Source organism: Cohnella sp. 56 (genome assembly GCF_037963805.1).
In the GTDB taxonomy this organism is placed as follows: domain Bacteria; phylum Bacillota; class Bacilli; order Paenibacillales; family Paenibacillaceae; genus Cohnella.
This window is the reverse complement of record NZ_JAZDQE010000009.1, coordinates 236,833-250,886: the sequence shown is the minus strand read 5'-3', so window position 1 is coordinate 250,886 and position 14,054 is coordinate 236,833. Positions and strand designations below refer to the sequence as shown.

General features: G+C 64.2%; 12 protein-coding genes. 5 read left to right on the top strand and 7 right to left on the bottom strand.

Annotated elements, in window-relative coordinates:
- Positions 1-41: 41 nt before the first annotated feature.
- Both VQ071_RS17325 and VQ071_RS17320 read right to left on the bottom strand, forming a co-directional pair.
- Complete coding sequence (locus tag VQ071_RS17325) at positions 42-914, bottom strand: carbohydrate ABC transporter permease (protein WP_340515365.1); 873 nt, start codon at positions 912-914, stop codon at positions 42-44.
- 14 nt (positions 915-928) lie between these two features.
- On the bottom strand, positions 929-1,831 hold the full coding sequence (locus tag VQ071_RS17320; RefSeq protein WP_340515364.1) for an ABC transporter permease: 903 nt from the start codon (positions 1,829-1,831) through the stop codon (positions 929-931).
- 229 nt (positions 1,832-2,060) lie between these two features.
- Here VQ071_RS17320 and VQ071_RS17315 point away from each other — a divergent pair, with 229 nt between their 5' ends.
- The 4 genes from VQ071_RS17315 to VQ071_RS17300 all read left to right on the top strand — a co-directional run bounded on the left by VQ071_RS17315 (position 2,061) and on the right by VQ071_RS17300 (position 7,534).
- The gene (locus VQ071_RS17315) at positions 2,061-4,376 is read left to right on the top strand and encodes a helix-turn-helix transcriptional regulator (RefSeq protein WP_340515363.1); all 2,316 of its coding nucleotides are present in this window, start codon (positions 2,061-2,063) and stop codon (positions 4,374-4,376) included.
- A gap of 137 nt (positions 4,377-4,513) precedes the next feature.
- The gene (locus VQ071_RS17310; RefSeq protein ID WP_340515362.1) at positions 4,514-5,638 is read left to right on the top strand and encodes a Gfo/Idh/MocA family protein; all 1,125 of its coding nucleotides are present in this window, start codon (positions 4,514-4,516) and stop codon (positions 5,636-5,638) included.
- Positions 5,639-6,509: 871 nt separating this feature from the next.
- On the top strand, positions 6,510-6,935 hold the full coding sequence (locus VQ071_RS17305) for a MerR family transcriptional regulator (protein WP_340515361.1): 426 nt from the start codon (positions 6,510-6,512) through the stop codon (positions 6,933-6,935).
- Positions 6,932-7,534 (top strand): NADPH-dependent F420 reductase, encoded by a 603-nt coding sequence (locus VQ071_RS17300; protein WP_340515360.1) that lies wholly within the window; start codon positions 6,932-6,934, stop codon positions 7,532-7,534. Before VQ071_RS17305 ends, VQ071_RS17300 begins: the two co-directional genes overlap by 4 nt.
- A 93-nt stretch (positions 7,535-7,627) precedes the next feature.
- Here VQ071_RS17300 and VQ071_RS17295 read toward each other — a convergent pair whose 3' ends face one another.
- The 5 genes from VQ071_RS17295 to VQ071_RS17275 form a co-directional block, all read right to left on the bottom strand.
- Positions 7,628-8,341: a YjgB family protein gene (locus tag VQ071_RS17295; RefSeq protein WP_340515359.1), complete on the bottom strand. Its 714-nt coding sequence runs from the start codon at positions 8,339-8,341 to the stop codon at positions 7,628-7,630.
- 25 nt (positions 8,342-8,366) lie between these two features.
- On the bottom strand, positions 8,367-9,065 hold the full coding sequence (locus tag VQ071_RS17290; RefSeq protein WP_340515358.1) for a stalk domain-containing protein: 699 nt from the start codon (positions 9,063-9,065) through the stop codon (positions 8,367-8,369).
- A 13-nt stretch (positions 9,066-9,078) separates the two neighbouring features.
- Positions 9,079-10,275 (bottom strand): hypothetical protein, encoded by a 1,197-nt coding sequence (locus VQ071_RS17285; RefSeq protein ID WP_340515357.1) that lies wholly within the window; start codon positions 10,273-10,275, stop codon positions 9,079-9,081.
- Between the two features lie 180 nt (positions 10,276-10,455).
- Positions 10,456-12,003, bottom strand: coding sequence for a sensor histidine kinase (locus tag VQ071_RS17280; RefSeq protein WP_340515356.1), 1,548 nt, complete (start codon positions 12,001-12,003; stop codon positions 10,456-10,458).
- Complete coding sequence (locus tag VQ071_RS17275) at positions 12,000-12,695, bottom strand: response regulator transcription factor (RefSeq protein WP_340515355.1); 696 nt, start codon at positions 12,693-12,695, stop codon at positions 12,000-12,002. The genes VQ071_RS17280 and VQ071_RS17275 overlap by 4 nt, the downstream gene beginning before the upstream one ends.
- A 151-nt stretch (positions 12,696-12,846) precedes the next feature.
- On the opposite strand from VQ071_RS17275, the gene VQ071_RS17270 reads away from it, so the two are divergent.
- Positions 12,847-14,019, top strand: coding sequence for an acyl-CoA dehydrogenase family protein (locus tag VQ071_RS17270; protein WP_340515354.1), 1,173 nt, complete (start codon positions 12,847-12,849; stop codon positions 14,017-14,019).
- Positions 14,020-14,054: the final 35 nt, after the last annotated feature.

Genomic DNA, 14,054 nt, shown 5'->3' with positions numbered 1-14,054 from the left:
TACAGGCTCCTTTATAATCGCGAATAGTATAACGCACTTCTCTAGCCCTTCACAGCGCCGATCATAACTCCCCTTACAAAAAAGCGTTGCACGAACGGATACACGCACAGGATCGGGAGCGTGGAGACGAGGATGACGGCGAACTTGTACGACTCCTCCACGATCACGGAATCACCTCCCTTCGCGGCGGTCAGATCGCCCGCACCCGCCTGCCCGGCGAGCAGCAGGTTGCGCAGGATGACCTGGAGCGGGAAAAGGTCCGGATCGCGCAAATACAGCAGCGGGTTAAGGAAGTTGTTCCACAGGCCGACGGCGTAGAACAAGCCGATCGTGGCGAAGATGGCGCCGGAGAGCGGGACGACGATCCGCGCGAAGATGCCGAGGTCGCTCAGGCCGTCGAGCTTGCCGGACTCCTCCAGCTCACGCGGGATGCCGGCGAAAAAGGTGCGCATGATGAGCAGGTTCCACGTGCTGACCGCACCCGGCAGCACCATCGCCCATAGCGTGTCCATGATGCCCATTTCTTTGACGACGAGAAATGTCGGGATCATGCCGCCGCTGAAAAACATCGTGATGACGATCAGCACGGTGAAGCCGCGACCGAACAGCATCTCCGGCTTGGACAGCGCGTAGGCGCCGAGACCAGTCACGACGAGCGCGACGAGCGTGCCTGCGGAAGCGTATACAATCGTGTTCACATAAGCGTGCATGATGCGCGGGTCCTGGAGCACCAGCTTGTACATATCCAGATTGAAGCCGCGCGGGAACCAGCTGACCATGCCCTTAAGCACATAGTTGCTGCCGCTCAGCGAGACGGCGACCATGTAGATGAACGGGTACAGCGTCGCCAGCGCGACGGCCGTCAGCAGCAGCAGATTGACGATGGAAAAGACGGATATTTTTTTCTCGTTCATAGTTGGGCGCTCCTCTACCAAAGACTGTTGCCCGTAATCCTGCGGCTCAGCAGATTGGCGGAATAGATGAATACGAAGCTGACGACGGCAGTGAACAGGTCGATCGCCGCACCGTAGCTGAAGTTGCCGTTCACCATCGCAGTCCGGTATACGTACGTGCTCAGAATGTCCGCGCTCGCGTAGGTCGCCGGGTTGGACAGCAGGTACACCTTTTCGAAGCCGATCTCGATCATGCTCCCGACCTTCAGGATGAACAGAATGATGATCGTCGGAGAGATGCCCGGCAGGGTGATGCTCCGGATCTTCTGCCAGCGGTTCGCGCCGTCGATGCCGGCCGCCTCGTACAGCGCCGGGTCGATCGCGGTCAGCGCGGCGAGATAGATGATCGACTCCCAGCCGACATGCTGCCAGATCTCCGAGAGTACGTAGATGCTGCGGAACCAGCTGGGGTCCGCCATGAAGTTGACGGAGCCGATGCCGAGCGATTCGAGCATGCGGTTCAGCAGGCCGCCCGTCGGCGACAGGAACACGATGACCATGCTCGCCACGACGACGTTGGAGATGAAGTGCGGCAGGTAGCTGACCGTCTGCACGAAGCGCTTGAACACGCGCAGCCGCATCTCATTCAATAGAAGCGCCAGCACGATCGGGGCCGCGAAGCCGAAGACCAGATTGTAGAAGCCGAGCAGGAACGTGTTGCGCAGCAAGAGCCACAGGTCGTCGCCGGAGAAGAACAGGCGGAAGTACTTGAGCCCCACCCAGTCGCTCGCCCAGACGCCCCGGTACAGGCTGTAGTTTTTGAAGGCGACGACGATGCCGAAGATCGGCAGGTACTTGAAGATCAGATAGTACAGCAGGCAGGGGATGAACATGGCGAAGAGTATCTTGCCCTTGCTCCACTTGGTCCTTAGCGTCATCTCGATGTTCCTTTCGGCGTGATTTAACGTGGCCTAAGCATACTGCCGCTCCGCCGGGGAGAGATATCGCCCTTTCTTCAGATCGTCGCCGATTCGTGTGGCATCCAAAGATCGGATAACGATGTGAAAATTCGTATATCGCCCGCGCGGCGCCGCCTCTATGAAGGAAAGCGCGCTTGTCATATAGTTAAGATCAGTCGGGCGATCGAGAGGGAACGGGGGGATATGGATGGCTTCGCTGCGCGGCATGACCAACTCGCTGCTCTTCAAGCTGCTTGCCAGCTTTCTGGCGCTGATCGCGCTCATGCTGTCTTTCAATCTGTTCTCGTACACCTTCTTCCGCCATACGATCCAGGACGAGATCATCAAGAACAGCAGCCTCAATCTGAGCCTTGCCAGCGAGAACTACGAGCGGCAGCTGAACTTCGTCCGCAAGACGGCGCTCCAGCTCTACTTCAACGATCATGTGGCGATTCTCAAAAACGACGGGTCCGACATCGACTATATGATGGCGCAGCAGGTTCAGAAGGACATCGTCACCCTGCTCTCATCCGACTCGCTGTACCTGAACAATCTCGTGCTTTATTTCCCGGGCAGCGGGTTGATGATCGAGAAGGACGGCACGGTGAAGCCGGACCAGATGTTCGACAAGTTCTACCGCAGCGATGCATACGACTGGCCGTTCTGGCAGGCCGCGTTCGAGCGGGACGAGAGCTTCGAGCTGTTCCCGGCGGCCTCGTTCAGGGAGGTCATCCAGTCGTCGGGCAAGCCCAACGGGACGCTGTTCCCGCTGCTGATCAAGGAGAAGGGCCGGCCGCAGGTGTATATGATCGCTTTCCTCGACGCAGACCGGATGGCGCGCGCCTTCCTCCCGCCGGACAGCCGGTTCGCACTGCTGGACGCCGACGGCCAGGCTCTCTACCGGACATCCGCTGCGGTTCCGGCGCCGCGCCGGGAGGAGACGGTCCAGCCTCAGGGCTACCTGAAGCGGGACGGTTCCTACTTGTTCTACGACAAAGGCGGGGACAGCGGCCTGACCTATGCGCTGGCGATGCCGTACGCCAACATCTCGTCGCAGATCAGCCGCCTCAATCTGGTGCTGATCGGGCTGCTCGGCGCGGCCATCCTGCTCAGCGCAGGGCTCTCCGTCCTGTTCAGCCTGCGGGTCAACCAGCCGCTCAAGCAGATCGTAGATGCGCTCAAGGGCCGGCGGACGGAGGGGCCGGCGACGCAGATTGCGGAGTTCGAGTTCATCGGAGAGCGGATGAGCTCGCTGATGCGGTCCCATGCGGACGCCCAGCTCAGTCTCAAGCAGAACGAGACGACGCTCCGCTACTACGCCTACATCAACCGGCTCAAGATGATCCGCACCGGCGGGGAGGAGCTGCCCGTCTCGCTGACGGCGGACAAGCCGTTCATGGCGATCGTCTACGAGATGCGCTTCGGCCGCGCCTTCGCGGAGCTGCAGGGCGCCGAGGTCGAGCGGGCGGCTTTTCTGCACAAGGAGTACATCCAGCTGTTGTTCCGGGAGCGGTTCGCGGATGCGCAGACGTTTCAGATCGAGCGGACGCGGATCGTCACCCTCGTCTTCCTGGAAGGCGAGACATCCGGAGCGGAGGTGCTGGCGCTGCTGGAGCAGGCCAAGCGCACCTTCGAGCTGGACCGGGCCTACGGCCACATCACGATCGGCGTGAGCTCGATCTATCGGCAGGCCTACGAGCTGATCACTGCTTACGAGGAAGCGGTCGCGCTGACCGAGCGGCGGCTGCTGGGCGACGGGACGCAGATTCTCCGCGGTCCGCCGCCGGAGGAACGGCATGTACAGCTGGGCGCTGCCGAGGAGCAGGAGCTGTACACGCATCTGCGGCACGGCAACGAGGCGGAGCTGCGCCGGCTGATCTCGCGCCATCTGGCGGCGATGCGGCGGACAGAGGCAACAGCAGCTGCATTCAAGGGATTCGCACGCGATCTGGCGGACAAGGCGCGCAAGACGCTGCGGACGATGCAGATCGAGCCCGATCCGGGCATGGAAAAAGAAGCGAAGGCGTTCGAGGAATGCTGGACCTACGAGCAGATCGAGCAAGCGCTGACGGACTATGCCGCAGGCGCCGCGGGGATGGTCCGGCGCAAAAAGGACGAAGCGCAGGACCCCGTCATCGGTCTCGCGCTCGATTATATCGCCCGGCATTACGCGGAGGATCTGTCGCTCGATATCGTGGCCGACAAGCTGAATATGACGGGCACGTACCTGTCCACTTACTTCAAGAAAAAACAAGGCGTCAACTTCGTCGAGTACCTGCATGGCTACCGGATCGGCAAAGCCAGGGAGCTGCTCGCGGAGACGGATCTGCTCGTGCAGGAGATCGCGGCCAGAACCGGCTATCTCAACGCCAATTCATTCATCCGCACGTTCAAAAGAATGACCGGCGTATCGCCGGGAGAATACCGCAAGAGCGCGCTGCAGGACGGGGAGGCGGGCAAGATGCAGAGCGGTGTGGCGGGCGCGCTGCCGGACAGAGTGCCGGATGCACCGACGGATACATGAACGGATGCATCGATGAAGGCAAAGCCCGACGCATTGCCACACGCGCTGCCGGATGCAACGCCAAGTGTACAGTCGGCTCCCAAAAGCAGACATTACCTTGACAGGCAGCTGCGGCGGGAGGAGAGAGGGGGATGGAGATGACTTATCGAGTCGCGGTTGTCGGCGGCGGCATCATCGCGGAGGAGCATCTGGCGGCGCTGACGTCGATGGTGGGAAATGGCGCTTGGGAGGAGGAAGGGGAAAAGGCAGGGGCGGACGCAGCGGATCAAGGAGGAGATTCAGCGGCGGACGCCGAGGATGAAGCGCGGTCGGACAGAGGGGCGGCGCCTTCGGATGGGATTGTGCCGGAGGTCGGCCGACGCGGCATCCGAGCGGTCGCCGTAGCGGATTTAGTCGCGGAGCGGGCCAAGGCGCTCGCAGAGCGGTACGGCGTCGCTGCCTATACGGACTACATGCAGATGATCGTCCGGGAGCGGCCGGACATCGCGATCATCACGCTGCCGCATTATTTGCACAAGGAAGCGGCGCTGTTCTGCCTGGCGCAGGGCTGCCATGTGCTGCTCGAGAAGCCGATGGCGCTCGACGTGGAGGAGTGCGACGAGATCATCGCGGCAGCGGGCCGCGCGGGCACGGCGCTGCTCGTCGGCCACACGCAGCACTACATCGCGGAGAATCTCGCGGCCAAGCGGATCGTCGACGCGGGCATTCTCGGCGAGCTGGTCATGATCCGTGACGTCCGCAACGTCCACTACTTCAGCGAGCGGCGCCCGGCATGGTTTTTCCAACAAGCGCTCGCGGGCGGCGGCATCATGATGAACCTGGGCTCCCATTCGATCGACAAGATCGTATGGTTCGCAGGCAGCGCCGTGTCCCAGGTCAAGGCTGCGGTCAGCTACCACGGCGACCGGGGCGATATCGAAGGGAGCGGCATGGCGCTGCTCCAGCTGGAGAACGGCTTCCCGGCATCGCTCGCGCTGTCCGGCTATCCGGGCTGCGCCCGCAACGAGACGGAGCTTGTATTCACGGAGGGCATGCTGCGGCTCGAGACCGGCAAAGGCTTGTGGATCAGCCGTGGGGGAGACTACGAGCGTGTCCAGACAGAGCCGCAGGCCCCGCCGTTCGTGCTGCAGCTGCGGCATCTGGTCGACTGCATCGAAGGCAGGCGCGATGCCTCGGCATCGCTGGCCCATTCGCGGCATGCAGTCGCGACCGTCCGCGCGATATACGCCTCGCATGCATCGGGGCGAGAAGAGACGGTCTAGTCTGCGCTGCAATAGCGGGTAGGCGGCGCGTCATAGCTCAACGATCCCGCCGCCACCCCGAAGCTAACCCGCAACCGCACAATAATTGTGCGGTTCTCCGGCGCGAGAGGTGCCGCCGGCGTGGCCCGTCCAGCCTATCCCGCCGCCGCCCCGAAACTAACCCGCAACCGCACAATAATTGTGCGGTTCTCCAGGGCGAGAGCTGCCGCCGGCGTGGCCCGTCCAGACGATCCCGCCGCCGCCCCGAAGCTAACCCGCAACCGCACAATAATTGTGCGGTTCTCCGTCGCGAGAGCTGCCGCCGGCGTGGCCCGTCCAGCCTATCCCGCCGCCGCCCCGAAGCTAACCCGCAACCGCACAATAATTGTGCGGTTCCCCGGCGCGAGAGCTGCCGCCTGCGTGGCCCGTCCTGCCTATCCCGCCGCCGCCCCGAAACTAACCCGCAACCGCACAATAATTGTGCGGTTCTCCGTCGCGAGAGCTGCCGCCTGCGTGGCCCGTCCAGCCTATCCCGCCGCCGCCCCGAAGCTAACCCGCAACCGCACAATAATTGTGCGGTTCCCCGGCGCGAGAGCTGCCGCCTGCGTGGCCCGTCCAGCCTATCCCGCCTCCGCCCCGAAAATAACCCGCAACCGCACAATAATTGTGCGGTTCTCCCGGTGCCCAAGCTGCCGCCTAGCGCCTCGGCGTGCCAGGCCTATACCATGCAGACCTCGCCAATCCCCTCCTGAAGCTCATATCCAAGGCCCACATCAAGCGGCACCGGGCGCTCGACTCGTGAGCCGCCATCAGATTTCAATTTTCAATGAGGAGTATGTTGACCTGGAGCCGGCTCCAGCATCTAGAATAGGGTCAGCGGGGAACGGAAGGGGTGCGCAGACGAGATATGTACTCGATCGGGCAAGCGGCGGAGATGACGGGGTTCAGCATCGATACGCTCAGGTACTACGAGAAGATCGGCTTGGTGAAGCCGCCCGCGAGAGGCCCGGGGGGTACGCGGACATACAGCGAGGACGACGTGAAGCTGCTGTCCTCCCTGCATTGTCTCAAGCGAACGGGGCTGTCGCTGGAGGAGATGAAGGCCTTTTTGCAGGAGGGGCGATGCTTCGCGAATCCCAATCTCCCGCTGAGCGATGAGGATCGGGAGACGATCGAGAGCCGCACGCGGATACTGTCCGGGCATCTGGCGCATATGGAGGCGCAGTATCGGGCATTGGCCGACATCATGGCGCAGACGCAGGAGAAGCTGGACTTTTACAACGGGATATTGGATCAGAAGGAGGCGGCCGGAAAATGAAAATCGCATCGATCGGGTCCGGGAATATGGGCGGAACGTTGGGCAGGAGGTGGGCTGTCGGGGGGCATCGTGTCATGTTCGGATCGCGCGATCCGTTCAGCCCGGCGATCCATGAGCTGCTGCAGGCGGCCGGCCCGAACGCGCAAGCCGGAACAATCAAGGAGGCCGCCGCGTTCGGCGAGGCGATCCTGCTGGCTGTGCGCCCCGAAGACGTGGAGCGCGTGCTGGCCGAGGCCGGGGATCTCCGCGGCAAAATCCTGATCAACTGCACGAACCGCTACGACGGCGAATCCGCCGACCATGAGGTGCGGCGTCTCGCCCGCAACGCGCGCATCGTTCGCGCCTTCCACACGCTGCCTTGGGAGGTGCTCGCGAATCCCGCGTACGACGCGGGCAATGCGACGGCTTTCCTGTACGGAGACGATCCGGCTGCCGTGACGGCGGTGGCCCGATTGGCCGCCGATCTCGGCCTCGACCCGGTAGACGTGGGGAGCGCTGACGCCATGGCGCAGGCGGAAGCCGCGAACGGCGCGCTCTGGGGCGTGCTCTCGCCGAAGTTCGGACGCGAATACGCACTGCGCGTACTTCGGCGTTCGTAAGCCGCGCACGCAATAAAGAGGTCTTGAACCGGCGCTGTGCCGATCCAAGACCTCTCTGTCATTGCTGAGTCACTTCATGCCAGACAAACCGCGTCAGCCGGCCATATTGTTGACCGAATCCTTCTCCGCGAAGACGGAGATGTGGTCGACGGTACCCGTGGACTTCGGGATGACGAACTTCAGCTGGAAGTCCTCGCTTGCCTGGTAGACGTAGATTGTATCGTCGCCGTTTCTGGTCGTGGACGAGGGCTTGCCCAGCGTCTGCTCGATCTCAAGCAGCGTCAGCTTGCGCAGCTTGGCGTCGCTCGAGCGCACGTCGAAGATCTGGCTGCCTTTGTTGAAGCCGAATACGGCGTCATGCTTGCCGTAGACGGCATAGATGCCTTTGCCTGCGGAGTCCGACTTGTCGGCCTTGCCCCATGCCTTCTCCACGTCGTCGATCAGCGAATCGTGTGCGGCGAAGGGAATGCCGGGCGCCTGGCCCTTCTTGGCGAGTGTCAGCAGCTCGTTGATCTGATCGGCGATCGCGGCGTCGATCTTCGGCGGCACGGACGGCGACTCGCCCGCAGACGAGCCGGAACCCGCAGACGGGGAAGCGGATGCGCCTGCCCCGTTGTCCGTCCCGCCAGCCGAGGCCGAGGCCGGGGCCGAAGGCGATGGAGAAGTAGCAGCCGACGCATCGGCTCCGCCACCCCCGTTCCCCGAGTTGCAGGCCGCCAGGAAGAGTACGCCGGCCAGGGCGAAGCCATAGGCCGCCTGTCTGAACGCCCCTTTCCTGAGCGAATCTTTTCCGAACGAAGCCTTCATACCGCAGCCCTCCTCCCGCTGCACATTAGTTCAACTTGGCGACGCCGACTGCGAGCTTCTCGATCTGCGCCTTGGTCAGCGCGCCGTCCGGGGAGCTGATCGTCACGATGCGGTCGTCCAGCTTGAAGCTCAGCATGGCCGTGTCGTCCGGTTGGTACCACTTGGCCCCAACGCCGTTCGACAGGGTTACAGGCGTGCTGTCATAGCCGTCCGAATAGTCGCGCGGAGAGACATTGACGATCATATGCGCGAATACGAGGCTCACGCCGTCGGATGCGCCGACTTGTTTGTACGTATCGCCGGCTGCCATCAGCGTCGGGGCATAAGCCGTCGTGAAGCCGTCGAACTCGGCATAAGCTTCCTTGATCTTCTTGATCTGGGCATCGCTGTAGGTGACGGCGGACAGGTCCGAAGTTTGCGGGTTCGCTTGGCCGATGATCACCTGGCTGGTCTTCGGATCGAAGGTCACCGGCACGTGCAGCGCGTCGGCCAGCGCCCGGACGGGCAGATAGGTCGTGTCCTGATACGTGATCGGAGTGAGCTTGTTACCCTTGGCGTCCGTCGGCGCATAGGCTTTGCCGTCTACTTGAATGCCGATGCCGCTGTTCAGATAAGCCGTAATTTTTTGCAGATGGGAGCCCGCATACACGCCCGCTGCACCTGTGACCGTCATCCCGACTACCATGGCGCCAAGCACCGACTTTTTCAGCAAATTGTTTTTCATTAATATCATCTCCTCAAGGGTTTTTAAAATCGATAATTTCTGTAACGGGCAGATCGTCCTTGCCGGCCGATGTGACGCCGAGCCGTGCGCCGGAGGGATTCCAGCTGAGCGGGTACTGGGGAAAAACGTTCGGGACGACCGGCGCGACCGTGCCGGAGGCCGCGTCGAACAGGTAGACGCCGTTCATGCCGCTGCGATCCTCCGTGTATACGGCGAAGGCGAGCTTGCCGGCATCCGCGGACCAGCTGATGTAGGGAATCAGATCCCCCTTGCCGATGGCGGCGCCCTGCGTACGGCCGTCGGCACCGTAGAGGAGCAGCTGCGCGCCTGCCCCGTCCCGCCCGATCGCCGCCGATACGGCGATTGTGGCACCGTCCGGCGCCGCTTCGAAGTCCAGGACGCCGGTGGCGAGCCGGGTCGGGCGGGATTCGCCGGAAGCCAGCGTCTTCAGGTTCTGCAGCTGGTCCGTGTAGTAAATTCGACCGTGGGACGCCGTCAGCCTGACGAATGTCTCCGTCTCGGCATCGTCGAGCGCGAGCTTGGTCGCGGTGCCGTCCGTCTTGACCGCCAGCACATCGCCCCTCCCTTCCTTCGTACCCGTCGCCAGCACGAACGTATCCGCGTCCAGCCATCCGCCCGACTCCAGGTAGTTGTCCGCGTCGATCTCGGTCATGCTGCCGGTCGCGGTGTCTCTGACGAAGTTGCGGGCGGTGTACTTGTCCTGCCACTGCTGCACGAAGACGTGCTTGCCGTCGGGGGAGGGCGTCTCCTTCACGAGCGCCGCTGTCCCGCCGTTCGGCGCGGGCAGCTTGGCCGGCTGCCGTGTGTCGTCCGTCAGGTCGACGGTCTCGTACCCGTAGCTGAACTTGGGTTCCTCTGTCGCCGTGGCGGGCTTCTCAAGCTTCGTCGTCATGATGCGAACGACGTCGTCCGAGAGCCAGGCATCGACGGCCGCGCCCTCCATCCGGTGGATGCGGTCGATCGCGATGCCGGACGACTTGGGGGCGTCCGTCTCCCGGACGACGGTCAGCTTGCGGTCGCCGCCGCCCGGCGCGGGCGAAGTGGCCGCTTCGCCCGTCTGACCCGCGGCAGCGCCGGGCGGCACCGGGACCGCGCCGCTGCCGCTATGGCTGCGGCAAGCCGTCAACTCGACGGCAAGCACGAGCAGGATGGCGAGCTTGGCGGCGTGCTTGCTTGGCATGTAAGGCATGACAGGTCCTCCTGACTGCTGTCGATCTCGTCAGGGAGCAGCCGCGGCGCGGAGCCGATCCCGCGCTGCGGCGCATCGTCGTGTCCCTGTCTGAGATCATTGTAAGATCGCGATATATCGAACCCATATCCGGCATGTAACGAAGTTGTAAACAATTCGGTACGCATTGCGCTGCGCGCTTCAAGGCGTCGGCTCAGGCTCAGGCTCCGGCGCAGCTCCCGGCTCGAGCTCCTGCCCCGTCTCCGGTCCTGGGACGGGCAGCTCAAGCTCGAAGCGGGACCCGTGCGGTCCGGACTCGGCGAGCCGCACGGAGCCGCCCTGCTTGTCGGCGAGGCTGCGGACGAGCGACAGACCGAGGCCGGTGCCTCCCGTCGCACGGGAGCGGTCCCCGCTCACCGTGTAGAACGGATCGAAGATGCGCGCCTGCGATTCGGGCGGGATGCCGCGTCCGGTGTCCGCGACTTCGACGAGCATGCGCGGAGCGCCGTCCGCGCCTGCGACTGGCCTGTTGCTCAGCCGCACGGAGCCGCCTGCCGCATTGTACTTGACCGCATTGTCCAGCAGGTTCAGCACGATATGCATCACATTGTCCGGGTCCGCCCATATCTCCCCGTCCTGCAGCCGCAGCTCGAGGCTGATGTCTGCGGTCTCGGCCTTGACCCGGATGCGATCGGCGGCTTCCCTCAGCAGCGGGGCGAGCGCGATCCGCCGCGCCCGCGTCTCGAAGTCGTACACATCCATTGCGGACAGCTGGAGCGCCTTTTCGACCAGTTCGTACAGCCTCGAGGCTTCCAGGCCGATCCGCATCCGCGCCTTGGCGAGCAGCTCGGGGTCGTCGCCGTACATCTCCAGCAGCTCCGCGTAGGCGCGGATCGACGTCAGCGGCGTCTTGAGCTCGTGGCTGATATTGCCGATGAACTGCTTCTGCTGCCGTTCGAGCTCGGTGAGCCGCGCGATCGCGTCCACGAGCTTGCGCTTCTCCTCATTCAGCTGCGTCACCGACATCGAGATGCTGCCGCTCATATCGAAGATGCCGTCGGCCAGCTCGCCCAGCTCGTCCCGGCGCTTCACGGGGGGAGCCGCCAGATATTCGCCGTGCCCGATCTGCTGGGCGGCCCGGTTCAGCCGGCGGATGACGCCCACCTGGCGGCGGACATAGAGATAGCCGACGAGGAATCCGCCAGCCGCCACGGCGAGGCCCGCGTACAGGAACAGGTCGCGGATGCGGCCGTAGAACGCGTTCTGCTCGGCCAGCGACGCATGGAACTGCACCGTGCCCAGCAACTGGTCGGCGTTGTACAGGGGAGCGAGGTATAGCAGCGCGTCGCCCTCGGTCACATATGCGGACATGCCCTGCGCGGTATATGCGAGTGCGTCCCGCGCATCCGCGCGCGGGCGGATCGGCAGCGACGTGCCGACGGGATTGCCGTCCGTATCGTACAGCGTCACCGGCATGCCGCTCAGTTCTCCCAGATCGACGGCGAGCCGCTGTCCGTTTTTCTCCATGAACGGCTTCGCATCGACGCGCGCGCCCGTCAGGTATGCCTCGCGCACGCGCAGATTCGCAGCCTCCGCCTGCCGGGCGAAGGTGCGCTCGAGCCGCTCCCGCTGGTCGTCCCGAATGCCGGACAGCACCTGCGCGCTGAGCGCGGCGACGACGGCGGCCAGCAGCAGGGCGAGCAGCAGCGACAGCTTGCCCCGCAGGCCGATACGCGCCCGCCGGCTCATTCGGCCGGCCTGGCGCTCTTGTAGCCGACGCCGAACACCGTCTGGATGAGCCGCTGCGCATCGCCGAGCTTGCGCCGCAGCCGCTGCACATGGATGTCCACGGTTCGCGTACCGCCCGCGAAGTCCATATCCCACACCAGCTCCAATAGCGCCTCCCGAGTATAGACGCGCTCGGGATTGGCGGCCAGCAGCCGGAGCAGATCGAACTCCTTGGGCGTCAGATCGAGCGCCCGCCCGTCCACGCGGGCCGTCCGCGACAGCGTCTCGATCGCGAGCGCGCCCAGCCGCACCGTCTCCGCCTCCTCATCGACCGACGCGCTGGGCGCGTGATCCTGCACCCTGCGGGCGAGCGCCTTCACGCGGGCGATCAGCTCGCGGATGTCGAAGGGCTTGGTCATATAGTCGTCCGCGCCCAGCTCCAGCCCGAGCACCTTGTCCACAATATCGTTTTTGACCGTCAGCAGGAGGATGGCCGGGCGATCCTTGCCCTCCAGCCTGCGGCAGACGTCGAATCCGCTCATGCGCGGCATCATCACGTCCAGCACCATCACATCCGGCCGCCATACGCCGACCTTTTCCAACGCTTCCGCCCCGTCTGCGGCCGTCTCGGTCTCATACCCCTCGCGCTTCAGCGCGTAGGCCACCGCCTCCGCGATGCCGGCCTCGTCATCCACGACCAATACACGCACCATATGTCGCTCACGCCCGCCTTCCCTTTGCCGAAGCTTCTCCTATCATTCATACCCTCAAACGCGGGGAACATGCAGAAAGGTTGCGACCCTTGATCCATACAACAGAACATGCTAGGCTCAAAAGCAACATGTAGAAGCGGAGGGATGCGCGATGAAGGACAGCTTTGCGCGGACGGAGACGGAGCGCGAGCGCCTTGCCATGATCGGCGGGCTGGCGGATTCGTTCAAGCCCTTGGCGCAGACCGTCGATCAGGAGGGCGGCTTCGCCTTCGACTCGGTGGAGAGGCTGCGCGCGTCGGGCTACACGAGCTGGCCGGTCCCACGGGAGTATGGCGGCGAGGGGATATCGTTCTACGAGCAGGTGCTCTATCAGGAGCGGATCGCCATGGGCGACCCTGCGCTGGCGCTCGCGATCGGCTGGCATGTGAGCACGGTGGCCGAGCTGGTGGCGAAGCAGTCCTGGGACGAGGACAAGCTCGTACCGTTCCTGCGGGCGGTGGCGGGCGGCTCGCTCATGAACCGGGCGGCGACGGAGAAGGGGACGGGCAGTCCGTCGCGCGGCGGCAAGATGCAGACGACGGCCCAGCGGCATGGGGACGGATATGTGGTGCGGGGGCGCAAAACCTTTACTTCGCTCGCTCCGGTGCTCGACCTCGTCGCCGTGAGCACGACCCTGATCGAAGGGGATACGGAGGATGCCGCCGACTTTCTGATCCCGATGAATACGCCGGGCGTGAGCGTCGATCCCGTGTGGAACATGATGGGCATGCGCGGCACGGGCAGCCACGATCTGGTGCTCGACGACGTCGTCCTGCCCGCCGAGGCGCTCGTCCACCGGGCGCCTGCCGGCAAGCGGAGCGGCTCGGCCAATCCGTATCTGCTGCATGTACCCGCCTGCTACCTTGGCGCTGCCGTCGCCGCGCGCGACGAGGCGCTTGCCTTTGCGGCTGGGTACCAGCCCAACTCCCTCGACCGGCCGATCCTTCATCTGCCGCATATCGGCACGCTGATCGGCGAGATCGACGTCGAGCTGGCGGCGGCGCGGCACTTCATGTACAGCGTCGCCGCGCGGTGGGAGCAGCCCGTCGCGGACGAGGCCGCAGGCATCGCCGAGCTGGGCGCGGTCAAGGTGTTCGCGATCCGCACGGCGCTCTCTGTCGCCGACAAGGCGCTGCGCATCGCCGGCGCGCACGGGCTGGCCCAGACGCATCCGCTGCAGCGGCTGTTCCGCGACATCCGGTTCGGCCTGTCCAACCCGCCGATGGAGGACGCCGTGCTGCGGCTGTACCATCAGCAGGCGCTGCGGGAGCAAGGGGAGGCGTGAGCGCGTCCCTGCTCGCTGCGTCTCGACAATGGCGG